20 protein-coding genes are annotated in these 24786 nt (G+C 65.8%); 12 read left to right on the forward strand and 8 right to left on the reverse strand.

Annotated features, from left to right (window positions below; translation table 11 throughout):
• Positions 1–5: 5 nt before the first annotated feature.
• The 8 genes from QO058_RS12960 to QO058_RS12995 form a co-directional block, all read right to left on the reverse strand.
• The gene (locus QO058_RS12960; RefSeq protein WP_284172441.1) at positions 6–356 is read right to left on the reverse strand and encodes a GFA family protein; all 351 of its coding nucleotides are present in this window, start codon (positions 354–356) and stop codon (positions 6–8) included.
• A gap of 67 nt (positions 357–423) precedes the next feature.
• On the reverse strand, positions 424–1413 hold the full coding sequence (gene cobS, locus QO058_RS12965) for a cobaltochelatase subunit CobS (RefSeq protein ID WP_284172442.1): 990 nt from the start codon (positions 1411–1413) through the stop codon (positions 424–426).
• A gap of 157 nt (positions 1414–1570) precedes the next feature.
• Positions 1571–2710 carry a glycosyltransferase family protein gene (locus QO058_RS12970; protein WP_284172443.1) on the reverse strand — a complete coding sequence of 380 codons (1140 nt, stop codon included), beginning with the start codon at positions 2708–2710 and terminating at the stop codon, positions 1571–1573.
• Positions 2707–3978, reverse strand: a complete 1272-nt coding sequence (locus QO058_RS12975) for a glycosyltransferase family 4 protein (RefSeq protein WP_284172445.1) — start codon at positions 3976–3978, stop codon at positions 2707–2709. Before QO058_RS12975 ends, QO058_RS12970 begins: the two co-directional genes overlap by 4 nt.
• Complete coding sequence (locus QO058_RS12980; RefSeq protein ID WP_284172446.1) at positions 3975–4640, reverse strand: class I SAM-dependent methyltransferase; 666 nt, start codon at positions 4638–4640, stop codon at positions 3975–3977. The genes QO058_RS12975 and QO058_RS12980 overlap by 4 nt, the downstream gene beginning before the upstream one ends.
• Before the next feature lie 90 nt (positions 4641–4730).
• Positions 4731–6461 (reverse strand): adenylate/guanylate cyclase domain-containing protein, encoded by a 1731-nt coding sequence (locus tag QO058_RS12985; protein WP_284172447.1) that lies wholly within the window; start codon positions 6459–6461, stop codon positions 4731–4733.
• An 85-nt stretch (positions 6462–6546) separates the two neighbouring features.
• Positions 6547–6996, reverse strand: coding sequence for a cyclic nucleotide-binding domain-containing protein (locus QO058_RS12990; RefSeq protein WP_284172448.1), 450 nt, complete (start codon positions 6994–6996; stop codon positions 6547–6549).
• A complete protein-coding gene (locus tag QO058_RS12995; RefSeq protein ID WP_284172449.1) occupies positions 6993–9731 on the reverse strand; it encodes an ABC transporter transmembrane domain-containing protein in 2739 nt (912 codons plus the stop codon). Before QO058_RS12995 ends, QO058_RS12990 begins: the two co-directional genes overlap by 4 nt.
• Positions 9732–10052: 321 nt before the next feature.
• Between QO058_RS12995 and QO058_RS13000 the strand changes: the two genes are divergently transcribed.
• The 12 genes from QO058_RS13000 (at position 10053) to QO058_RS13055 (ending at position 24708) form a co-directional block, all read left to right on the forward strand.
• Positions 10053–11936, forward strand: a complete 1884-nt coding sequence (locus tag QO058_RS13000; protein ID WP_284172450.1) for an ABC transporter ATP-binding protein — start codon at positions 10053–10055, stop codon at positions 11934–11936.
• On the forward strand, positions 11936–13849 hold the full coding sequence (locus tag QO058_RS13005) for an ABC transporter substrate-binding protein (RefSeq protein ID WP_284172451.1): 1914 nt from the start codon (positions 11936–11938) through the stop codon (positions 13847–13849). The genes QO058_RS13000 and QO058_RS13005 overlap by 1 nt, the downstream gene beginning before the upstream one ends.
• Before the next feature lie 5 nt (positions 13850–13854).
• Complete coding sequence (locus QO058_RS13010) at positions 13855–14853, forward strand: ABC transporter permease (protein WP_284172882.1); 999 nt, start codon at positions 13855–13857, stop codon at positions 14851–14853.
• A complete protein-coding gene (locus tag QO058_RS13015) occupies positions 14850–16028 on the forward strand; it encodes an ABC transporter permease (RefSeq protein ID WP_284172452.1) in 1179 nt (392 codons plus the stop codon). Before QO058_RS13010 ends, QO058_RS13015 begins: the two co-directional genes overlap by 4 nt.
• A gap of 29 nt (positions 16029–16057) precedes the next feature.
• Positions 16058–17197: a glycosyltransferase family 4 protein gene (locus QO058_RS13020; RefSeq protein WP_284172453.1), complete on the forward strand. Its 1140-nt coding sequence runs from the start codon at positions 16058–16060 to the stop codon at positions 17195–17197.
• Positions 17194–17985, forward strand: coding sequence for a polysaccharide deacetylase family protein (locus tag QO058_RS13025; RefSeq protein ID WP_284172454.1), 792 nt, complete (start codon positions 17194–17196; stop codon positions 17983–17985). Before QO058_RS13020 ends, QO058_RS13025 begins: the two co-directional genes overlap by 4 nt.
• Before the next feature lie 93 nt (positions 17986–18078).
• A complete protein-coding gene (locus QO058_RS13030) occupies positions 18079–19359 on the forward strand; it encodes a glycosyltransferase family protein (protein WP_284172455.1) in 1281 nt (426 codons plus the stop codon).
• Positions 19360–19559: 200 nt separating this feature from the next.
• Complete coding sequence (locus QO058_RS13035; protein ID WP_284172456.1) at positions 19560–20795, forward strand: metal-dependent hydrolase family protein; 1236 nt, start codon at positions 19560–19562, stop codon at positions 20793–20795.
• A 33-nt stretch (positions 20796–20828) separates the two neighbouring features.
• Complete coding sequence (locus QO058_RS13040; RefSeq protein WP_284172457.1) at positions 20829–21644, forward strand: ABC transporter permease; 816 nt, start codon at positions 20829–20831, stop codon at positions 21642–21644.
• Between the two features lies 1 nt (position 21645).
• Positions 21646–22707, forward strand: a complete 1062-nt coding sequence (locus QO058_RS13045) for an ABC transporter ATP-binding protein (RefSeq protein WP_284172458.1) — start codon at positions 21646–21648, stop codon at positions 22705–22707.
• Between the two features lie 76 nt (positions 22708–22783).
• On the forward strand, positions 22784–23842 hold the full coding sequence (locus QO058_RS13050) for an ABC transporter substrate-binding protein (RefSeq protein ID WP_284172459.1): 1059 nt from the start codon (positions 22784–22786) through the stop codon (positions 23840–23842).
• Positions 23839–24708 carry an ABC transporter permease gene (locus QO058_RS13055; RefSeq protein ID WP_284172460.1) on the forward strand — a complete coding sequence of 290 codons (870 nt, stop codon included), beginning with the start codon at positions 23839–23841 and terminating at the stop codon, positions 24706–24708. Before QO058_RS13050 ends, QO058_RS13055 begins: the two co-directional genes overlap by 4 nt.
• Positions 24709–24786: the final 78 nt, after the last annotated feature.

The raw sequence follows: 24786 nt of genomic DNA on the forward strand, positions 1-24786 counted from the left end.
CTCCTTCAGCGCGCCCGTCCGTCATACTGGATCGACGCCAGCTCGGTCGGCTCGACGCCGGCAAGGCAACGCACGTTGATCGCGATGGTCGGCGTGCCGTCCGGCGCATTGGCGCGCGCGAAGGATTCGATGCCGCAGGTCTCACAGAACAGATGCTGGATCTTCTGGGAGTTGAAGCGGTACTCGGTCAGCGCATCCTCGCCCTTGGTCAGCGTGAAGTTCGTCGCTGGGGCGAAGGCCAGCACCGAGCCACGGCGCTGGCAATAGGAGCAGTTGCAGGTGATCGTCTTGGCAAGGTCCGCCTCGACCTCATAGGCGACCCGCCCGCAGTGACAGCTTCCTTCGTACCGGGCCATGCTCGGCCTCCTGCTCGTTGAGCGCGTTCCAATCGCAAAAGTGGTTCCCACTCTTGCGGAACGTGCTTCAGCTCAGAACGACGTTGACCGCGCTCTCCGGCAGCTCCTTGCCGAAGGAGCGCTGGAAGAACTCCGCCACCAGCGCGCGCTCCATCTCGTCGCACTTGTTGAGGAAGGTGACGCGGAAGGCGAAGCCGATATCGCCGAAGATCGCCGCGTTCTCCGCCCATGTAATCACCGTCCGCGGGCTCATCACGGTCGAGAGATCGCCGTTCATGAAGGCGTTGCGGGTCAGGTCGGCGACGCGGACCATCTTGTTGACGATGTCCTTGCCTTCCGGCGAGGTCTGATAGTGCTTCGACTTGGCGAGCACGATCGCGACCTCGTTGTCATGCGGCAGGTAGTTCAGCGTGGTGACGATCGACCAGCGGTCCATCTGGCCCTGGTTGATCTGCTGGGTGCCGTGATAGAGGCCAGAGGTGTCGCCGAGGCCGACCGTGTTGGCGGTGGCGAAGAGCCGGAAGGCGGGGTGGGGGCGGATGACGCGCTTCTGGTCGAGCAGCGTCAGCTTGCCGGACTGCTCCAGCACGCGCTGGATCACGAACATCACGTCCGGGCGGCCGGCATCGTACTCGTCGAAGACGAGCGCGATGTTGTTCTGCAGCGCCCAGGGCAGAATGCCGTCCTGGAACTCGGTGATCTGCTTGCCTTCCTTCAGCACGATCGCGTCCTTGCCGACGAGGTCGAGGCGCGAGACATGGCTGTCGAGGTTGACGCGGACGCAAGGCCAGTTCAGCCGGGCCGCGACCTGCTCGATATGGGTCGACTTGCCGGTGCCGTGATAGCCCGAGATCATCACGCGGCGGTTATGGGCGAAGCCGGCGAGGATCGCGATCGTGGTGTCGCGATCGAAACGGTAATCCGAATCGAAGTCGGGTACGTGCGCCTCGGGCTTGGAATAGGCCGGCACCTCCAGATCGCTGTCGATCCCGAAGACCTGACGCACGGACAACTTCATGTCCGGCATTCCGGGGGCGGAGGCAGTCGTCGTTGTCATCGTTCTTCTCCGGGCGCAGGACAGGGGCCGGCAGAAGATCCGGTGTCCTGGAGCCGACCGAAAGGGAGGCGTGTGGAACTTCCTTAGATCGAAAGCGGCGGAGCGGCAATTCGCAAGAGGCATGCCGACCCTTCGCCGGCATGCATTCGCGCACGGCTTAGGGGCGGCTTGCGAGCAGTCTTGCGATCGCTGCGACGGTGCCCGCCGCGCCGTCGAGATCGACCCTGGCAGCCGGTGGGGAATCCTGCACCAGCATCGCCTCGATTGCTGTGGCCAAGGCCTGTGGCCCCTCCGCAAGGCGTACGATACGCGCCAAGCCGGCGCGCTCCAGTGCCGTGGCACGCAGTCCCTGCTCAGTCTCGTTGCCGGCATCGAAAGGGACGAGCAGCGCCGGACGCCCGGTCTGCAGCAGATCGAGCGCCGTGTTGTAGCCGGCCTGGCTGATGGAAAGTGCGCAAGTGGCGAGCAGTGCCGCAAAATCCGGCCGCGCCCGCTCGACTGCGGCATTGGACGGAGCCAATTGTCGCAGCCCGTCGAAATCGCCCTCGGCGACGCCCTGACCAATCAGGAGGTGGAAGGGATGCTGCAGCAGGAGTTGCGCCGCCGCCAGCGCCATCTCGAACAGCGGCAAGGCCGCCGCCGAGCCCCCGCCGGAGACGAGGATCGTACCCGGCGAACCCGCTGCCCCAACCGGCAAGGCGGGCGGCTCCGCCAGATAGCCCGTATAAACCAGCTTGCCGGCGATCTCCGAGGTCACCGGCCACGACGCCTCTAGCGGCAGAACGCGCGGGTCGCCATGCACCAGCACCGCATCGAATAGCGTAGAGACCCGCTCGGCTGCCTCGGCGAGCCGCTCCGGCCGTTGCGGTGCGACCAGCACGTCACGAATCGACGACAGGATGAGCGCGCGTGGATTGGCCCCCCTCGCCGCCTCGATCAGTCCTAGGAACTCGCCCGCGAGCTGGCGTCGGCCGAAGGGAAAGTGCTCGGTGATGACGATATCGGGCGATAACTCCTGCGCCAGAGCTGCAAGTTTCTCGCGGCGCGCAGCAAGCCGCTCCGGCGTCGCAGTGTGGCCGTGCTCGTCGAGCAGGTTGCGGAAATCCGTTCCTTCGGTACGCACCGGCGGCAGCTGCACGAAGCGATAGCCCGCCGCAGCCTTGCCGTCCGGCATGCCGCCGCTGGCGAGCGTGACCTCATATCCCGCCCCGGCCAGCGCCCGCGCCAGCTGTCGTGCTCGCACCAGATGGCCGATGCCGAGCAGATGCGTGACCGCGATCAGGATGCGCGCGCTCATGGCGCGCCACCGTCCTTGCCTGCGACTGCACCCGCCAGCGCGCGATAGACCCGCTCTAAGCCGGCCTGCGCCGAAAATTCGGCGCTGAGTCGCGTGAAGGCGGCTACGCCCAGCTGCGCCCGCCATTGCGGATCGCGGCTTAGCCCCTCCAGCGCCTTGGCCAAGGCCGAGACATCGCCGGGCCGCAGCAGCAGTCCCTCGCGCCCATGCTGCACGAACTCCGGGATGCCGGCGAAATCGGTCGCGACGATGGGCAGGGCCTGGCTCGCCGCCTCCATCACCACATTGGGCAGGCCGTCGCGGTCGCCGTTCTCCGCCTGCTTCGACGGCAGCACGAAGAGATCGGCCTCGCGCAGCGCCGCGATCACTGCATCCTGAGCCTGCGCACCACGCCATTCGATCCGCGCGGCAAGGCCCAGCCTCTCGGCCTGCGCCTTCAACGCGGCAAGCATCTCGCCGCCGCCGATATGGACGAGTCGCCAGTTCAGATTCCCCGGCAAGGTCGCAAGCGCCGCGAGCAGGTCGTCAAATCCCTTCTTCGCCACCGCCCGCCCGATCGTGATGAACCGCACCGGATCGACCGGATCGGAACCATCGCGCGATGGGCGGGCTTCGGACGGCGGCGGGAAGCGCGAGAGATCGAGCCCGTGATAGAGCAGCGCGACCTTGTCCGATCGCTCGGCGAGGCGTTCGAGCTCAGCATGGCCATCGCGGGTGCAGGTCACGCCCCAGCGCGCATCCGCGATCTTCTCGCGCTTCTCCCAATCGGGTGTCGTCCAGATGTCCTTGGCATGGGCGGAGAACGACCAAGTCAGGCCCCGGCTCAGCGCCGCATAGCGGATCACCGAAGCCGGCGTGTGCAGGTAATGGACATGGAGATGGCGGGTTCCCGCCGGCAGCTCACGAGCCATCACGCAGGCCTGACCGAAGCGGCGCAGCCGGTTGCGCGTGCGGTCGCGGGCGAGGTCGTGCAGGAAGATGCCGAGCAGGCGGAGGATGCTCGGGCGCCCGAAGGCGCGTGCGATACCGCGCAGGACGCGCGGCCAGTCATCGTGCAGATACTCCGGCAGATAGTGCAGCGGGGCCGTGATCTCGCGATGCATCAGATGCCGCGCGCCATCAGTCGGATGGCGCAGCGACCAGATCGCGAAAGAGAGGCCGAGCTGCTGGAGGCCGAGCAGTTCCTGCGCGATGAAGGTCTCCGACAGGCGCGGATAGCCCTTCATCGCGATCGCGACCGCCGGGCCGGCGGGCTCCTTGCTGCTCATCTGCGGCCGATCAGCATGAAGCGGGTGTAGTTCTTGGTCGGCAGCGTGCCGGCGAACCACAGCTCCGACAGTCCGGCCTGCGCCTTGAAGGCGTCGAGCGAGGGCACGCAGCTGCGGTGGTCGGGCTCGCGAAAATAGTCGTTCGATTGCAGCAGCAGCGGCAACCCCGCGGGAAGGCTGGCGATCCAGCCCGGCACATCAGGCAGATGCTCGCAGCTGGTGTTGATCACCAGCCCCGGTCGTCCACCTTCGATCCGATCGAAGTCGAGGCTCATCATGTCGGCCGTCGCAGCCCGAAAGCGGCCGGTTGCGACATGGCGATGGTTCAACATCTCGGCGATCGACGCGCACTCGGGATCGATGTCGAGGCTGACCAGCTGTGGAACAGTCAGCCGGTCATCGGCCAGCAGCATGGCGCCGAGCACACCATGCCAGGCGCCAAGCACCCAAACCGGCCCGCTTGGCTTCGGTATGACCTGCGCCAACGTCTCGACCAGCCAACGCTTCGAGGCGATCTGCTTCGGGTTGAAGGCGATCGAGATGTCGGCGCGCACGCCCTTGCCGACCAGCCGGGCGAGATCGGCGACGATCGCATCGCCGGTCAGCGCCGCGACCCCGCGCAGGATGTCGTGCAGCGCCTCGCGGGAAATCTCGTCGGTCATCGAAGCTCTGGATCGTAGCGGCGGATTTGAAGCGGCCGGACCATAGGCAGGCGCACCGGCAATTGCCAGCACCGACTCCCGGCGCCTCGACTAGCTGGTGCCGTCACCATCGGCGGCGGTCGGAGCCTTGCCCTTCGCCGCTGGCGTGCCACCCTCAGCCTTCTCCGGCTTAGGTTGGGCGCTCAACTCCTCGTTCGACCTGGCCTCGCCCGGCGGCGTGCTGCCGAAGCCGTAGACCTGCATCGGCTTGTCGCGCCCCTTGACCGCGATCTTGTGCGGGACGGTGTCGCGATAGCTGCGGCCCGTCGCGCTCACCGTTTCGGCAGAGACGACGATGTCGGACAAAAGGCGCCGCGTCGCCGCCTCGAGCTGGCTGGCGATCATCACCGTCTCGCCAACCGTGATCTCGCGCCGCCCCATGCTCTCGTTCTCGACCGCGCCGACGATCGCCTGGCCGCCATGGATGCCGATGCCGATGCGCAGGGGCAGTGGCAGTGAATTCGAGTACTCCCGGTTGAGGGCTTCGACCGCCCGCACCATGTCGCCCGCAGCCGCGATCGCAGCCGCTCCCGCGCGCGCCGGCGTTGCCTCCAGCCCGAACACGGCCATCAGCCCATCGCCATAGATCGCCTCGATCCGCCCGCCATGCGCCGCGATCGCCTGGGACATCTCGTCATAGAAGCGGTTGAGCAGGCTCATCAGCTCATGCGGCAACTGCCGCTCGGAGAGCGCAGTGAAGGCTCTGAGATCGGCGACCATCACCGTCAGCCCCTTCTTGCCGATGCGGTCATCCGGGTCGATGGTGCCTGACGGGCCAGCGCCGCGCTGCTTGGCGGCGAGCAGGATCTGGACCTGGAGGTCGCGCTTCGGGCGGATCTGGCAGGCCAGTCGGACATGATCGCCGGCCGAAATCCGGCGCAGGAGCCGCGCCTCGTTCGGGCCGGGCGGCGGCAGATCATCGGCACCGTCGAGCACCAGCACGCGGCAGGTGGCGCAGCGCGCCCGCCCGCCGCAGAGCGCGGCATGCGGAATGCCGAAGCGGCGGAAGATCTCGAGCAGCGTCGGGCCGGGAATGACGCGGCGCACGCCATGCCCGACGAACCGTACCGCGATGGCGCCGAGCGCCCGCGCCCGAAGCTCGCGCAGCACGACGAAGCCCGCGAACGCCCCGATCAGGCCGAAGAAGCCGCGCTTGGCCCAGGTCACATGCAGGTTGAAGGCGTCGACCTGACGGGCTGTGTAGAGTTCCGGCGGCAGCGCCATCATCTGCGCCTCCCGCCCGGCCACCGAGAAGCCGATGATGGCCAGCAGCGGCACCAGAATCGCCACTAGCAGGAATGGATCGCGCCAGCGCACATAGGCATCACGCGCCCGGAAGGTGAAATGCAGGCCGATCACGCCATGCGTCCAGACCAGCAGCAGCAGCAGGCTCTGTGACAGAGCAAGACCAGGCCAGAGTCGGCGCAGGACGGCATGGTAGCTCTCGTCCTGGCCGAACAATGAGCCCTGCACCCGGGTGCCGACGATATGGTCGATCAGGAAGATCGGGATCGCGACGCCGAGCACGATCTGGATCACCTCGCGCGCCGGCATGCGAAAGGTGCGCCGCTGTGCCACCCGCAGCAGGGCGAAGACGGGATGGACGACGAGCGCTCCGTAAAGCAGAACCGTGCCGATCCAGCTGTGCCAGAACCAGTAGCGCCAGTCCTGCACCGCCTCCATCGTCACGACGCCGAAGATGCCGAGCGCGTGATTGAGGAAATGCGTGGTCGCGAAGACCATCAGAATGCAGCCGGAGGCGAAGCGGACGTCGCGGCTCAAGGACGACATCTGGTCGAAACCGGAACTGACGGGCCTGCCCCCCGCTGGTGTGCTCGGAACCGCTGTCATCGGCGCACCCGGCGCTTCAATGTGTCTTCTCGCCGTGCAGGACGGAATCCGCCAGGCGATAGAGCCGCCCGGCAAGATCGCGCGACAGAGCCACGGAGAATTCCGGAATGTTGTCGAGCAGCTCGAAGAACAGCGCCCGCGGCAGCCGCAGCGCGACCACGTCGGTCTTGGCGGCGGCGCGGGCGGCATTGGTCTGATTGCAGAGCAGCGGCACGTCGCCGATGATGCTGCCGGTCGCGAGCCGAAAGCTCTTCTGCCGTCCGTCGGAGAAGTCGTGCGAGAGTTCGACCTCCCCTTCCAGGATGCAGTAGACCTCCTCGGGCTTTGCGCCTTCCTCGGTGATCACCGTTCCAGCCGGAAAATAGAGCCGTTCGCCCATCAGGGCGAGCAGCTTCAGCCGCGGCCCCGGCAACCCGCGGAACAGGGGGATCGATTTCAGGCAGCCGATATCGCTCTCGAGTGTCATGTCCTTGCCTCGATCGGAACCGCCCTATTGGGGGGCAGCATCTCGTCCTGCAGTTCGTCCGCCTCGTCGACGGCTCCGCCCTTATTACTCACCCGGGCCACAGCTCCGTTAAATACGATCTTCTCAGGGATATCGGCAGCCAACCCCTGGTCGGTCAAGAGCAGGAACACTGTCTTATCTTCGCAATAGCTGCCGATCCGGCGGATCAGGCCGCGAGGATCAGCGCAGGTGATGGCGAAGGCATCGAGATCGAGCACCAGGATGTCCGGCTGTTTGATCAGCGCCTGGGCCAGCGGCACCATCAAGCGCAAACGCAGCGGCAGCAGCCGGCCGCGCAGGCCGACATCGGTATTGAGCCCCAGACGATAGGCCGCCGAGTCGAGCCCGGCGCGCGACAGTGCCGCCCGGGCGATCTCCGCCACCTTGCGGCCGGCGTTGGGAACGCCGAAGCCGATGCGCCCGAACAGCAGATTGTCGCGCACGCTGGCGCCATGGATGACATCCGCCGGATCGTAGAATTCGATCTCGTCGGCCTTCTCGCCAGGCAGATAGGTCTTGAAGCTGTGCCGGGCGCGCAGCACGCGCCGCCGCAGGGCGATGTCGAGCAGGTTGAGCCGGTGCTTTGGCTCGACATAGCCGAGCGCGAGCGCGACCAGCTCGCGCTGCACCGTCGGGTCGAGCGGGCTGCGCCTGTCGTGCCGACGCAAGGCCTCGGCCAGTTCGCCGAGCTTCTCCAGATCGACCTCGCCGCCGAAGGCATAGCGCTCGAACAGGACATGGCCCTGCGGCAGGCCGGCGAAGATCTCGACCAGTGTCGAGGCGATGCGCCCGCCGATCTCGGCCAGCGGCTCATCGAGCGCCTCGGCTTGCAGTACCGAGCGGGCGTATGGGTCATCGAGCAGGAAATCGGCCGGCTGGCGGCCATTGCGCATGGCGCCGAAAACGAGATTCTCCGCGATCGTCGCATTGGCGTTGTAGCGCTCGAGATCGAAGGTCTCGATCAGGCCGCTGAGTTTGGTCTTGGTCAGTTCGGCCGCCACCACCTCGCGCGCCTCGATGATGCGTTCAGCCGCGCCCTCCGGCAGCGGGGCGATCACCTTCGCATCGAGACCGAGCTCGTAGATCTCGTCGGCGCAGCCGAGCGTGTCGAGTATCGACAGGAGACGCTGCTCGAGCGCCTCCTCTCCGTCGAGGCCGGCGCCGTCATAGTCGTTCCAGTCCGCGGCGAAGGATAGCGGCGTGTTCCCCGCGCGCAATGCCTCGATGAAGCGGCGATGCTCCTCCTGATCGACGACCTCGTCCGGCTTCACCACCGGGCGCCTACGCTTCAGCGGCAGCAGGATGTTGTCGCGCAGGGAGCCGTTGATGATCTCGACCTCGGGGCCGGCATAGCCGATGAAGTGGCTCGCGCGCTCGACGCTGATCGCAGAGAGCGGCTCCTTGTCGATCATGACGCGGCCGGCATAGCTCATGGTCTGCCGGCCGAGGATGCGACCGAGCGTGTCGCGGCCACCACCGGCGCCCCCGATCAGTGCAACCTGTCCCGGTCGGCGCAGAGTCAGGCTCAGCGGCGCGAGCAGCGGCTGGCCGCGATTGTCTGACATCTCGACCTTGTCGAGCCGGATCTCGCCACGCGGCGGTAGCGGTGCGATCTCGCCCTTCTCCTCAAGCGTCACCACCTCGGTCGGGCTGAACTGCGCGATCACCTGCTCGTATTTGATGGTGACGTCGTTGCGCTGCTGCTCCCAGTCGATCAGCTCCTTGATCGGCGGAGGCAGGTCGCGATAGGCCGCGATCACCGCGACCAGCTGGCCGATGTCGAGCCGACCCTGCAGGGCGAAGAAGCCGCCGATCGCATAGAAAAAGAAGGGCGTGACCTGCGCCAGCAGATTGTTCAGGAACTTGACGGCGAATTTGCGCTTGTAGAGCGCATAGCGGATGTCGAACAGCGTGCCGAGCCGCCCGGCGATATCCGACTGGATATAGGAGGTTGCGCCATTTCCCTGAATGGTCGGTCCGGCATCGACGATCTCGCCGATCCGCCCCGCGAGCTGGCGCGAGACGATCTGGCGCTCGCGGCCGAGGCGGAGCTGTTCCTTGCGCAGGATCGGGATGATCACCGCCTGCATCAGCACGATGACCAGCGCGATCGAGCCGAGCCAGACGCTCTGCATCATGATGAAGGCGAGCGCGGTCAGCGCCTGGCTGAGCAGGAAGGCCGGTTGGATGAAGGCGTCGCCGACGAAGCTGCCGATCGGCTCGACCTCGTCCTTGATCATGCTTGCGGCTTCGGCCGGCTTGACCGAGCGGATATCCTCCGGGCGGAAGCGCATCAACTGGCTGAACAGGTCATAGCGCATGCGCCTGAGCATGCGCTCGCCGAGCACGCCCTTTTGCAGGTTGACGATGTATTTGAAGCCGCCGTTGATCAGGACGAGCACGAGAAAATAGAAGCTCAGCGTCAGCAGCAGGCCGAGCTGGCCGACCTTGAAGCCTTCGGAGATCTGGAAGCCGCCACCGCCGAGGAATTCCGGCAGATGCAGCGCCCAGTCGAACACCGTCGCCGTCGTCTTGCCATCCTTGAAGGCGCCGCCCTGGATCGCGTCGTTGACGATGCGCTTGGGGACGTCGAACGACGCCCAGTTGAACGGAATCGAGACGAGGATCACGAGCAGAACGATGATCTGCTCCCGGCGGCTCTTCTGCCAGACGTAACGGAAGAGGCTTCTCTCCAAGGGGCTTTCCCATCCCGCATCCGGGAGAGCGGAAACTCCGCCGGCTTGCCCCCATATGTGGGCAGTTCACGACGCGGCGCAACATGCCGCGGGACTCGACAAGTCCGGCGATTTCAAGTTCGGTCGAAGCAGGCGGAACCGGCCGGGAACGCCGCCACGTTACGAGATCGTCATCAAGTCAGGACAAGGACGGCACGGTCGGGAGGGAAAAAGGCTGCTCCGCAGCGGAAGGGGAAGTTTCGGCGGCAAATCGATCCGGATGACGGTGCAGATCGTGCATCCGGCACGACGAACATCAGGGGACGACGGCGTCAGCCGCAGATGAACATTCTCGAGATCAACGACCTGAGATTGGGCTTCACCGTTCACGGCTTCGCTCGCGATGTCGTGAAGGGCGTCGGCTTCCGCATTCCCGCCGGCAAGACGGTCGCGCTCGTCGGCGAGTCCGGCTCGGGAAAATCGGTGATCTCGCAGGCGATCATGGGCTTGCTGCCGCGTGCCGGCGCCATCACCGGCGGGAGCATCCTGTTTCGCGATCCACAGACACCCGATGGCGTCACCGACATCGCCACCCTTCCCGCCGAGGGCAAGGAGATCCGCGACCTGCGCGGCGGGCGGATCGGCATGATCTTCCAGGAGCCGATGTCCTCGCTCTCGCCGGTGCACACCATCGGCAACCAGATCGAGGAAGCGCTGCAACTGCACCGCCCGATGCCGAAGCCGGAAGCGCGTGCCCTGATCGAGACGATGCTGAAGCGCGTCGGCTTCAAGGATCCCGTCCGCGCCTACGGCTTCTATTCCTTCGAGCTCTCCGGCGGCCTGCGCCAGCGCGCCATGCTCGCCATGGCTCTGATCTGCCAGCCCGCGCTCTTGATCGCCGACGAGCCGACGACGGCGCTCGACGTCACCATCCAGGCTCAGGTGCTCGACCTGATGCGCGATCTCCAGGCCGAGATGGGCATGGCGATCCTGCTGATCACCCACGATCTCGGCGTCGTCGCCAACATGGCCGACGAGGTCGTGGTGATCTACCACGGCGAGATCATGGAAAGCGGTCCGGCCGAGGACATCTTCCGCCGCCCGCAGCACCCCTATCTCAAGGCTCTGCTCAAGGCCTCGCCGCATTTCGATATGCAGGAGGGCGAACGCCTGGTCGCCTTGCGCGAGGCTCGCCCGCGTCCGCCGGCAACCCCGAAGCCCGCCCCGGCGCAGCAGGCGGTTGAGCAGCGGGCGCCCCTGCTCGCGGTGCGCCATCTGCGCAAGACCTATACGACCCATTCCAGCCGCTTCTTCGGCAAGGGTACGACCTCGAGCGTCGTCGCCGTCGACGATGTCAGCTTCGATATCGAGCGTGGCGAATGCCTCGGGCTGGTCGGCGAGAGCGGCTGCGGCAAGACCACGCTCAGCAAGCTGATCATGCGGGCGTTGACGCCGGATTCAGGCGAGATCCGCTTCGACGACGGCAAGGATTGCGTCGATCTGCTCTCGCTGGATGGAGAGGCGCTGCGCAGCTTCCGGCCGAAGCTGCAGATGATCTTCCAGGACCCGGTCTCGTCGCTGTCGCCGCGCATGACCGTGATGAACCTCCTGCGCGAGCCGCTCGTCATCCACGAGCGCGGTGACGGCGCCGAGCAGAAGGCGCGGGTCAAGGCGCTGATGGACGATGTCGGGCTCGATCAGCGCTTCCTCTCGCGCTACCCGCACTCCTTCTCCGGCGGTCAGCGCCAGCGCATCGGCATCGCGCGGGCGCTCGCGCTCGATCCGGAGCTGATCATCTGCGATGAGCCAGTCTCGGCGCTCGACGTCTCAGTGCAGGCGCAGATCCTCAATTTGCTCAAGGATTTGCAAGCCGAGCGCGGCCTGACTTTCCTGTTCATCTCGCACAATCTCGCTGTGGTGAACTACATGGCCGACCGCATCGCGGTGATGGCGAACGGCCGCATCGTCGAGCTCGCGCCGCGCCACACCCTCTTCACCGCGCCGGTCCACCCCTACACCAAGGCGCTGCTGAAATCGGTGCCTTTCGCCGATCTCGACCGCAAGCTCGACTTCAAGCTCGCGGCCCCCGGCGGCGCCTCCGACACGCGCCACTGGCCGGCCGGCTTCAAGCCCGATCCCGATGGCAAGCCGCTCGCCCATCTCGATCTCGGCGCCGGCCATCTCGTCCTCGCCAAGCCCGGTGCCGATGTCAGGGAGCTCGCCTGATGCGGATCGCGCGCAGGAGCTTTCTGATCGGAACGGGTGCCGCCCTGGTCGCACCGCGGCTGGGCTTCGCCGGCGTCGGGACCCTGATCGACAGTCCCGCGCTCGCCGCCAAGGTCACCGCCGGCGAGCTGCCGCCGCTCGCCGAGCGCCTGCCGAAATCGCCGCGATTAATCGAGGTGGCAGCCATGGGTCGCGCGCCCGGCCGACATGGCGGCACCATGCGGATGCTGATGGGCGACCAGCGCGACATCCGCATGATGACGATCTACGGCTACACGCGCCTCGTCGTCTACGACGACAAGCTTGAGCTCGCGCCGGATGTGCTGGAGAGTTTCGAGGTCGAGCGCGGCCGCGTCTTCACCTTGCGGCTGCGTGCCGGCCATCGCTGGTCGGATGGGCATCCCCTCACCGCCGAGGACTTCCGCTACTGGTGGGAGGACGTCGCCAACAACAAGCGCCTCTCGCCTGGAGGGCCGCCGCAGGCGATGCTGATCTCCGGCCAGCCTTGCCGCTTCGAGGTCCTCGACGAGGTTACGCTGCGCTATACCTGGGCGGAGCCGAACCCGGTCTTCCTGCCGGCGGTCGCCGGCGCCCAGCCGCTCTACATCGCCATGCCGGCGCATTATCTGAAGCAGTTCCACCCACGCTATGCCAGCAAGGAAGAGCTGGAGCAGAAGATCAAGACCGCCCGCGTCAAGGACTGGGGCTCGCTGCACGAGCGCTTCTCACGCCAGTATCGGCCGGAGAATCCCGACCTGCCGACACTCGACCCCTGGCGTAACACCACGTCGATTCCGGCCGAGCGGTTCACCTTCGTTCGCAACCCTTATTTTCACCGGATCGACGAGAATGGTCGGCAGCTCCCCTATGTCGACGAGGTCACGCTGACGATCGGCAGCTCAGCGCTGATCCCCGCCAAGACAGCCGCCGGCGACGCCGACCTGCAGGCCCGCTATCTGCGCTTCGAGGACTATACCTTTCTCAAGGGCGCTTCGAAGCGGATGAATTTCGAGGTCAAACTGTGGAAGCGGGCCGAGGGCGCCTCATTCGCGCTGATGCCCAATTTGAATGCGATCGATCCGATCTGGCGCGACCTCAACCGCGATGTGCGCTATCGCCGCGCGCTCTCGCTCGCGATCAATCGCCGCGACATCAACCGCGTCATCTACTTCGGGCTCGCCAAGGAGAGTGGCAACACCGCTTTGCCCGAGAGCCCGCTCTATGATGCGGCGTTGGCGCAGCTCACCATGACGCCGGACCTCGCCGAGGCCAACCGCCTGCTCGACGAGATCGGCCTTTCCAAGCGCGACGGCGAGAAAATCCGCCTGTTCCCGGATGGGCGACGCCTGGAGTTCACCATCGAGACCGCCGGCGCCTCGACCGAGGAGACCGACATCCTCGACCTGATCAAGCAGGACTTCATCGCGATCGGCATCAAGATCCACCCACGCTCGAGCCAGCTCGACGTCTTCCGCCGCCGCATCCTCGCTGGCCAGACGATCATGTCCGGCTGGACCGGCATGGACAATGCGCTGGTCGCGGCCGAGATGGAGCCCGACGCGCTGGCGCCGACCTCGCCCGCCCAGTTCAACTGGCCGCGCTGGGGCCAGTATTTCGAGAGCGGTGGCCGCGAAGGCGAGGCGCCTACCATTCAGGAGGCGAAGGAGCTGGTCGAGCTCTACCGGGGCTGGCGGCATTCGACGACGCACGAGGAGCGCCGGGAAATCTGGCAGACGATGCTGAAGATCAACGCCGAGCAGCTGTTCACGATCGGCGTGGTCAATGCCACGCTGCAGCCGGTCGTGATCGCGAAGGCACTGCGCAACGTGCCGGACAATGGCCTCTACAGCTTTGAGCCGGGCGCCTTCTTCGGCCGCTACATGCCGGACACGTTCTGGTTCGAGGGGAAGTAGCCGTGCTGCTGAAGTACATCTTCAAGCGCATCCTGGTGATGATCCCGACGCTGTTCGTCACCAGCGTCCTGATCTTCACCGTGATCAACCTCCCCGAGGGCGACTATTTCGAGACCATGGTCGCCGAGATGCAGGCGCAGGGCGAGAAGGCGGATATGAGCCGCGTCGAGTTCCTGAAGAAGGAGTACGGTTTCGACAAGCCGCCGGCCGAGCGCTATTTCTGGTGGGTCACCGGCCTCCTGCGCGGCGACATGGGCTATTCCTTCGAGTACCAGTTGCCGGTCCGTGACATCGTCGGTGACCGCCTGCTGCTGACGATGATCGTCTCCTTCTTCACCATCATCTTCACCTGGATCGTCGCCTTTCCGATCGGCATCTACTCGGCGACACACCAGTACAGCTGGGGTGATTACGGCCTCACCTTCATCGGCATGCTCGGCCTCGCCATACCGCATTTCCTGCTGGCGCTGATCTTCCTCTATTTCGCCAACATCTGGTTCGGCACCTCGATTGGCGGCCTGGTCGACCCACAATATCTCAACCAGCCGATGAGCTGGGCCAAGTTCAAATCGGTGCTTGAGCACCTCTGGATTCCAGTGATCATCATCGGCGCCGGTGGCACTGCCGGCATGATCCGCAAGCTGCGCGCCAACCTGCTCGACGAACTCCAGAAGCAGTACTACGTCACCGCCAGAGCCAAGGGCCTGCCGCCCGGCAAGGCACTGCGCAAATATCCGCTGCGTATGGCGCTCAACTTCTTCATCTCCGATATCGGTGACATCCTGCCCTCCGTCGTCTCCGGCGCAGAGATCGTCGCGATAGTGCTCTCGCTCCAGACCACCGGCCCGTTGCTGATCCGGGCGCTCCAGAGCCAGGATATGTATCTCGCCGGCTCGTTCCTGATGTTCCTGTCATTCCTGACCGTGATCGGCGTGTTGATCTCCGACATCGCGCTCGCCATCCTCGATCCGCGCATCCGGCTGCAGGGGACGGCGACCAAGTGACGACGCCTTCGCCCTCCCCGGTCTCCGAACCGCTGCCACATCGCTGGTCGACCGCGCCGTTCGAACCCTACGCGGTCGAGAAGATGTCGCCCGAACAGGAGCGCGTCTATCTCGCTCCGCAATGGAAGCTGATGTGGTGGAAGTTCCGCGAGCACAGGCTCGCGGTGATCTCCGGCATCGTCATCCTGCTGATGTACCTGTCGGTCGCGATCTGCGAGTTCCTCGCGCCCTATCACTACACGACGCGCAACACCGACTTCATCCGCGCCCCGCGGCAGGAGCTGCGTCTCTTCCACGAAGGCAGCCTCATCGGCCCCTTCGTCTATCCCTATGTCCAGCGCCTCAACATGGAGAACCTGAAGCGCGAATACGACGTCGACGAAACCAGGCCGCAGAAGCTCCGCTTCTTCTGCCGCGCCGACTCCTATGAGTTCTGGGGCCTCATTCCCGGCAATCTCCACCTGATCTGCCCGCCCGAGGGCGGCACGCTCTATCTGCTCGGCACCGACCGGCTCGGGCGGGACATGTTCTCGCGCATCCTCTATGGCGGGCGGATCTCGCTGACCATCGGCCTGCTCGGCGTCAGTGTCTCCTTCGTACTCGGCATCATCATTGGCGGCATCGCCGGCTATTACGGCGGCAAGGTCGACCTGATCGTGCAGCGCATCATCGAGATCGTGCAGTCGCTGCCACATATCCCGCTCTGGCTGGCGCTCGGCGCGATCATGCCGCCGTCGTGGAGCCCGCTGCTGGTCTATTTCGGCATCACCGTGATCCTCGGGCTGATGGACTGGACCGGGCTCGCTCGCGCGGTCCGCTCGAAGCTGCTCGCCCTGCGCGAGGAAGACTATGTCGTCGCCGCCCAGCTGATGGGCGCCAAGCCCGCCCGCATCATCGGCCTCCATCTCGTGCCCGGCTTCATGAGCCATCTCATCGCCGCCGCGACGATCACCATCCCCAAGACCATCCTGGGCGAGACCGCGCTCTCCTTCCTCGGCCTCGGCCTCAGGCCCCCGATCACCAGCTGGGGCGTGATGCTGAACGAAGCGCAGAACATCAACGTCGTCGCGCTCTATCCCTGGCTGCTCTACCCTTGCGTCCCGGTGATCGTCATCATCCTCGCCTTCAACTTCCTCGGCGACGGCCTGCGTGATGCGGCCGACCCGTATCGCTGAAGCCTGCTCGCGCTATCGCAAGACCCGTCGTGAAGATCGCATTCCACACGCCGCTGAACCGCTATTGCGACGGCGCCCCCTCGGGCGACCGGCTGATGGCGCGCCAGCTCGTGACGTTGCTGGAAGAGCTTGGCCATGCCGTCGAGATCATTCCGGCCGAGCGCAGCTTCTTGCGCGAGCCCGACCCGGCGCTGCTCGTCGCCCACAAGGACGCGGCGCAAGGTGTGATCGCAACGCTGATGGAGCGGTGGCAGGCGCCTGACGCTCGGCCCGGCCTGTTCTTCACCTATCACTGCCATTACCGCGCCCCGGATCTGATTGGCCCAGCCTTGGTCGAGCACTTCGCCCTGCCCTGCCTCGTCGCCGAGGCAAGTGATGCGCAGAAGCGCTTCGATGGGCCCTGGGCGGAGGCGGCAGCGCTTGCCCGCGAGGCGATCCTGCGCGCCGATCTGCACCTCTGCATGACGGCTCGCGACCGGGAGGGCCTGAGCCGACTCATCCCTGAGCCGGAGCGCCTGATCGACCTGCCGCCCTTCTTGCTCGAGGTCGAGGAGATTCCGGAGCATGTCGCAACACCGCGTGCCGCCGGCGAGCCAATTCGCTTGATCGCTGTCGCGATGATGCGCCAGGGCAACAAGGCCGCCTGCTACCTCTTCCTCGCCCGCACGCTTGCCCGCATCGTCGACCTGCGCTGGACACTGACGCTGATCGGCGACGGCCCCGAGCGCCCCGCCATCGAGGCCGCCTTTGCCGGCTTTCCGCCCGGTCGCATCCGCTTCCTCGGGCGGCGCGAGCGGATCGATATCCTCGCCGAGCTCGCGACGCACGACCTCTTCGTCTGGCCCGGCCTGAATGAGGCCTATGGCGTGGTCTATCTTGAAGCGCAGGCTGCAGGGCTTCCCGTCGCTGCGCTCGACAGCGGCGGCGTACCCGCCGTGGTCGCGCGTGAGCGGACCGCCCTGCTCGCACCGCATGGTGACGAGGCCGGGCTGGCCAGCATGATCGCGCGGCTGATCAGCGATCCCGGCTTGCGCGCCCGCATGGCTGCGGCAGCACAAGTGTTCGCCCGCCAGGAACGCAATGGCGACGGCGCACGCATCATTCTCGCCGGCGCGCTGGATGCTGCCATCGCACGGCACGGCCGCAGGGTCCTGGAGACCGTGCTGTGACCGAGGATGCAGCCTGGTCTGCCCTCTTCGCCGAGCTCGACAGTTGGGCCGCCGCCGGCAAGCGCCTTGATTTCTGGCTGCGCGACGACGACGCGACCGTGCCTAGCACGCAGCTCGACCGGCTCGCGGCTCTCGCCGAGCGCTTCGCGATTCCGGTGCTGCTGGCCTCGATCCCGCTGCTGGCACAGGAGAGCCTGGCAAGGCGGCTGGAGACCGCGCCGCTGCTGCGCCCCTGCCAGCACGGGACCTGGCATCGCAACCACGCACCCGCCGGCGAGAAAAAGAGCGAGTTCGGCCTGCACCGGCCGCTTCCCGAGATTCTTGCCGAGGTCATTGGCGGGCGGCAGCGTCTGCGGGAGTTGTTCGGTGACGCCTTCCTATCGGTCTTCGTGCCGCCATGGAACCGCATCCATCCGGACGTCGCGGCAGAACTGCCTCAACTCGGCTTCGCCGGCCTGTCCTGCTTCCGCAATTTCGCGCTGGGACCAGCCGGCGGGCCCCGTCTCGTCAACACCGATCTCGACCTGATCGACTGGCATGGCGGTCGCGTCGGCCGGCAGCCCGGCGAGCTCCTGGCCGAGATGGTCCAAACGCTCGCCATTCGCCGCATGAGCCCGGAACCGAACCAGCCCTTCGGCCTGCTGCTGCACCATCACGATCATGGCAATGCGGCGTGGGATGTCCTCACGAATCTGCTGACTCGGTTGTCCGGTCATGCGGCCGTCGCATTCTCCGGTCCCGATGCTCTCTTCGGCGCGGCAACCTACCTGGCAACGGACTTGGATTGACGCGCCGGCAGCGCTATGGTTTCGGCTAGTTCGGGTGCGTTCTTGCGTCCCCCGAAGGCCATCTGACCTTCAAGCAGAGGACGCGACGCTCGCATGGGCCTCAGTCTGATCGACGATAGCGGGGCGCGGCGCCCGCCATGCAGCCCGCATGCACCGCGCGTCCTGATCTATAGCCACGACACGTTCGGTCTCGGCCATATCCGCCGCTGCCGGGCGATCGCCAATTCGCTGGTCGCGAGTTACCCTCATATATCAGTGATCATCGTCTCCGGCTCGTCGATGATCTCGAGCTTCCAGTTTGGCGACGGTGTCGACTATGTCCGCATTCCCGGCATCGAGAAGCAGAGCGACGGCCGCTATCTGCCGCACCATCTCAACCTCGAACTCGCCGACACGATCCGCCTGCGCACCGATCTGATCAAGCAGACGGTGCTCTCCTTCGACCCGGACATCGTCATCGTCGACAAGGAGCCGATCGGCCTACGCGGTGAGCTCATCCCGTCGCTCGAGATCCTGCGCCGCCGCGGCGCCCGTATCGTGCTCGGCCTGCGCGACGTGCTCGACGAGCCGGCCAAGCTGCATGAGGAATGGCGCCAGAGCGGCGCGCTCGACGTGCTCGCCAACGTCTACGACGACATCTGGGTCTATGGGCTGGAGAGCATTTACCGGCCGCTCGACGGCCTGCCGAACCAGGCGCTCTTCGCCGACAAGGTCCGCTATACCGGCTATCTCAAGCGCGCCGTGCCCTCGCCGATGCCGCCGAACCGGCACCCGCGCATCACCAAGGGCCCGTTCATCCTGGTGACACCAGGTGGTGGCGGCGACGGCGCCGGCGTGATCGACTGGGTGATCTCCGCCTATGAGACCGATCCGACGATCGAATTGCCGTCGCTGATCGTCTTCGGCCCGTTCCTCTCACGGGAAAAACGCAAGGAATTCACCGAGCGCATCGCGAAGCTGCCCAAGCTGGAAAGCATCGGCTTCGAGCCGCGCCTCGAACTCCTGATGAACCGGGCCCACTGCGTCGTCGCCATGGGTGGCTACAACACGTTCTGCGAGATCCTCTCCTTCGACAAACCTGCGCTGATCGTGCCGCGCGTCCAGCCGCGCCTGGAGCAGGCGATCCGGGCCGAGCGGGCCGACAATCTGCGCCTGATCGACGTGCTGCTCGACCCGACCCAGACCGGGGCGAGCACACGTGACCCGTGGCAGATGGCGAAGGCGCTGCATGCGCTGCCCAAGCGCCTGCCGCCGTCGCAGGCTTTCCTGCCTGATCTGCTCGACGGCCTCCCGGCGATCAACCGCATGCTCGCCGACGACCTCTCTTTGCCCGTCCGTGGCCGGGCTCTCGCGCAGAACGTGGCGGCCGGCTAGAGCATTTTCGAGCGAAGTGGGCACCGGTTCGCGTGAAGAAAATGCGATGAATAAGGAGTTGAAGCCTGGCCGCGTTTCGAAGAAGCGCGGCCAGGCTTCAATCGCGAAAGGCGATCCCATCCCGCGGTTACGCGCAGGACGCGATGGACAGGGCTCGCGAAGCTCATAATATATCAGGAGTACCGTTGGGAGACGCCGCCATGACGCAGGTCCTGTTCCGCAATTTCGCGATGCTGGAGCCAGGCCATGGCGAGCTGCGCAAGGGCCACGAATTGCTGGTCGAAGGCGAGCTGATTCGCGAAGTCTCCGACAAGCCGATCAAGGGCGACAAGGCTACGGTGATCGACTGCGGTGGGCGCACGCTGATGCCCGGGCTGATCGACAGCCATGTCCACGTCATGCTGTCCGAGGTCTATATCCGCCTGCTGGAAAGCGTGCCGCTGACACTCGCCACCGCGCGTGCCGCCCGCCTGATGAGGGGCATGATCGACCGCGGCTTCACCTCGGTGCGCGATACCGGCGGCGCCGACTGGGGCATCAAGGAAGCGGTCGAGAAGGGCGACATCGCCGGCCCGCGCCTGTTCATCGCTGGCGCCGCGATCGGCCCGACCGGCGGCCATAGCGACCCGCGCCGGCGCACCGATTTCGGCGCACGCTGCCATTGCTGCAACGCCATGGCCTTTACGATGAACATCTCCGACGGCGTCTCCTCCGTCATCAAGTCGACCCGCGAGCAGATGCGGCTCGGCGCCGACCACATCAAGATCATGATGTCCGGCGGTGTCGCCTCGCCTTACGACCCGCTCGACTCGATGCAATTCACGGTCGAGGAGGTCACTGCGGCCGTCACCGAGGCCAAGGCCTTCGGCCGCTATGTCTGCGCCCACGCCTATACGCCGGAAGCGATCACCCGCGCCGCGCAATGCGGCGTGCGCGCCATCGAGCACGGCAACCTGATCGACGACGCCTCGGCCAAGCTGATGGCCGAGAACAACATGTTCCTGACCGCCAACCTCGTCGCTTACTACGCGATGAAGGAGCGCGCCGCCGAGTTCGGCATGAATGCCGACATGCTCGCCAAGAACGATCTCGTCATCGATGGTGGCCTGAAGTCGCTGGAAATCTGCAAGCGTGCCGGCGTGCCGGTCGCCTATGGCTCCGACCTGCTCGGCCAGCTTCAGGTCGACCAGTCGCGCGAGTTCCTGCTGCGCCGCGAGGTGCTCTCGCCGATCGAGATCATCCGCTCGGCGACTACGGTCGGCGCCCAGCTGCTGCGCATGGAAGGCAAGCTCGGCACGCTGCGTGCAGGGGCTTATGCGGATATCATCCTGGTCGACGGCGATCCGCTCAAGAGCCTGGAGCTGTTCCAGGATCAGGGCGCGAAGCTGCCGCTGATCATGAAGGGTGGCGCGTTCCACAAGAATACGCTGCATTGAGAGCGGGCACGAGCCGATGAAGAGGGCAGCAATTTGAGCGCCGCGCGACTGAGCCTGGGACGCATCGCGCTGAACGGCGCCGCCACGCTCTCGCTCGGCTTCATCCTGCTGCCGCTGTTCTTCGTCTTCTGGCTCGCCTTCTTCCGCCAGGAAATCCCCTCCTTCCCGCCGGAAGGCTATTCACTCAAGTGGTTCCAGGCGGCGGCGAACAACAAGCCCTTCGTCGACGGCTTCCTGCTCAGCCTGCAGGTCGGCGTGTCGGCGACCCTGATCGGGCTCGTGCTCGGCGTGCCCGCGAGCCTTGCCCTGATGCGCCACCGCATCGCGCTCGGCCCCGCCATCAACACGCTGCTGCTGCTGCCGCTGGTGATGCCGGGCATCGTGCTCGGCACCTCGCTCTATGTCTTCCAGATCGAGACAGAGATCGCGACCGGCCTGCCGGTGATGGGCTCAGCTGGCGGCCTCGTCGCGGCCCACAGCCTTGTGGTCATTCCCTGGGTGGTGAAGCTCGTCACTGCGAGCCTGGCCGGCTTCGACCGCACCATCGAGGAAGCGGCGCAGAACCTCGGTGCCGGCCCCTGGACGACCTTTCGCCGCGTCACCTTGCCGAGCATCAGGCCCGGCCTCGTCGCCGGCTCGCTGTTCGGCTTCGTCACCTCCTTCGGCAATCTCGAGATGAGCCTGTTCCTGGTCGGACCGGGGCGCACGACCTTGCCGATCGCGATCCTGCAATACCTCGAATGGAAGATCGATCCGACGGTCGCAGCCGCCTCGGTCATCCAGATCGTCCTGATCGGAGCGGCGATGATCATCACCGACCGTTACGTCAAGCTGAGCCGGGTGGTCTGACATGGCGAAGCTTTCAATCGAGCATCTGCGCAAGGTCTATGGCGACTTCACCGCCGTCGACGATTGCAGCATCGACATCACCGACGGCGAGTTCCTCGTCCTGCTCGGCCCCTCCGGCTGCGGCAAGACCACGACCTTGCGCATGGTCGCCGGCTTCATCCAGCCGACGGCGGGCAAGATCACCATCGGCGAGCGTGACGTCACCAACCTGCCGCCCTGGAAGCGCAATTGCGGCCTGGTCTTCCAGTCCTATGCGCTCTTCCCGCATATGACCGTCGCCGAGAACGTCGCCTTCGGGCTGGAGATGCGCAAGATCGCGCCGGCCGACCGCGGCCCGCGCGTGACCGAAGCGTTGCGACTCGTCCGCCTGACCGGCCTCGACGAGCGCTACCCGCGCCAGCTCTCCGGCGGCCAGCAGCAGCGCGTCGCGCTCGCCCGCGCGCTCGCCGTCGAGCCTGACGTTCTCCTGCTCGACGAACCGCTCTCCAATCTAGACGCCAAATTGCGCCAGGAGGTCCGCGTCGAGATCCGCGACCTGCAGCGCAAACTCGGCCTGACCACCATCATGGTCACGCATGACCAGGAGGAAGCCCTCACCATGGCCGACCGGCTGGTGGTAATGGAGAAGGGCAAGGTCCGCCAGATCGGCACGCAGCGCGAGCTCTACGAGAAGCCAGCCGACCGCTTCGTCGCCGGCTTCATCGGCCGCAGCGCCTTCCTCGATGGCACGATGGCGCAGGCCGGGCGCTTCCGCAGCGGCGGCGGCCTCGACATCAGTTGCAAAGCGACAGCAGCCGGCCCGGCCACGCTGGCGCTCCGGCCCGAACGCCTTGCCATCGGCGCGGATGCTGAAGCTTGCGCCAATCGCTTCCCCGCCCGGGTCGAGCATGTCTCCTATCTCGGAGCGCTGCTCGATATCGACGTCCGGCTGACCGAGCAGGACCGCATCCTGCTGCAGGTGCCCAACCGTCCGGACGCGGCTGAGCCGAAGCCAGGCGACATGATCACGATAGGCTGGGCCGAAGACGCCGGGCTCGTCTATCCGCGTGAGGCCAAGGCATGACGCCGAAAAGTGGATTCCGGTTTTCGGACCACGTCATGCCCCAAAATCTCGACGGGCGTCCAACAGGGGAACGAATATGAAAAAGATCGACAGACGCGATGTCCTGAAAGGCCTGGCTGCTGGCGCCGGCGCCGCGGTTGCAATGCCGGCGCTCGGCGGGCGGGCGCAGGCGCAATCGGCCGGCAAGGTCGTGGTCGGCACTTGGGGCGGCGACTATGCCCGCCTGCTGACCAAGAACATCGAGGATCCGCTGCTCAAGCCCAAGGGCCTGGAAGTGGTGCAGGACCAGGCCGGCGACGCGCCGCGCCGGGCCAAGATGGTGGCCGAGCGCCGCCTGCCGCGCGGCACGGTCGACATCCAGGGCTTCTCGGCCGCCAACATGTTCGAGATGAACGAGGCCGGCGCGACGGAGCAGCTCGACTACGCCAAGATCCCGAACGCCAAGAACCTCCTGCCGACGATGAAGTACCCGTACGGCATCGGGCACATCTATTCCGGCAACGTCGTCATCTATAATCCCAAGCTGATCAGCCCGGCCCCGACGGGCTTCAAGGACTGGCTCGATCCGAAATGGGGCAACAAGATCGGCTTCATCGACATCCAGTACCAGGCGATCATGATCGCCGCCTCGATGGCTGCCACCAATGGCGCCAGCATGAACGACATTGAGAAGGCCAAGGAGGTCCTGCTCGCGGTCAAGAAGGCCGGCGCGCGCGTCTACCCGACCAACGAGGCCTTCGCCCAGGCGATGAAGAACGAAGAGGTCGGCATCAGCGCGATCTGGAAGGCGCGCGTGGTGCAATGGCAGAACGCCGGCATCCCCTGCGAGGCGGTCTCGCCGGTCGAGGGCATCCCGGCCTATGTCTCCGGCTTTGTCATCGCCAAGAACGCGCCCAACAAGGAAAACGCCTACGCCTATATGAATGCCATGCTCGCCAAGGAGCCGCAGGAAGCTTTCGCCGTCGACATGGGCTATAACGGCACGGTCTCCGGCCTCGCTGTCGCCCCCGACCTGCAAAAGCGCATCGGCTTCACGCCCGAGGAGGAGAAGCGCATCAAGGATCTCGACTACGCCTTCCTCGCCAAGAACGATTCGGCGATGAAGGAGTGGTGGGACAAGGTGTTCAAGGGGTGAGCATCGCCCCCGAACCTGTCGCGGGTGCCCGCACCAGCCTTGCCGGGATGCTCGTCGTCCCGGCGACGATCTTCGTCGCGATCGGGCTGATCGGCCCGGTCGCGATCCTGTTCCGCTATTCGCTCAACCAGTTCATTCCCGGCCAGTTCATGGTCGACGGGCTGACGATCGAGAACTACGTCAAGTTCTTCACCGACGGCTTCTATCTCAACGTGCTCTGGCGCACGGTCCGCGTCGCCGTGATCTGCACGATCATCTGCCTGATCATGGGCTTCCCGCTCGCCTATGTGCTGGCGCGCACGCAGAGCCGCTTCAAGAATCTCCTGATCATGCTGGTGGTGCTGCCGCTCTTCGTCGGCAATGCCGTGCGCGCCGCCGGCTGGATGACCGCCTTCGGCAGCAAGGGCGCGCTCAACGCCTCCCTGATGGGCCTCGGCCTGATCGACCAGCCGCTCGAGATCATGTTCACCGAGACCGCCGTGATCATCGGCATCATCGCGGTCAACCTGCCCTTCATGGTGCTGACGCTGCAGAGCGTGATCGAGGGCATCAACCGCAATGTCGAGGAAGCCGCCTTCAGCCTTGGCGCCGGGCCGGCGGCAATGTTCCGCCGCGTGCTCTGGCCGCTCGCCATGCCCGGCATCCTCGCCGGCACGATTCTGACCTTCATCCTGGCGATGAACGCCTATGCCACCCCGGTCCTGCTCGGCGGTCCGAAATTTCAGACCATGGGTCCGCTGGTCTACGGCCAGTTCGCCCAGCAGAACAACTGGCCCTTCGGCGGCGCCATCTCCTTCATCCTGATGACGGCGACGCTGCTCCTCACCATCGCCGCCAACCTGATCGTACAGCGGCGCTATCGCTAACCCAGTCACAAATCGGCTGTGGCGCTTCGCCGCCGCGGCCGTGCTAGTCAAGCGCCACCGCGAGGATTAAAGCACGGC

This window comes from Bosea vestrisii, from assembly GCF_030144325.1.
GTDB classification, from domain to species: Bacteria; Pseudomonadota; Alphaproteobacteria; order Rhizobiales; family Beijerinckiaceae; genus Allobosea; species Allobosea vestrisii_A.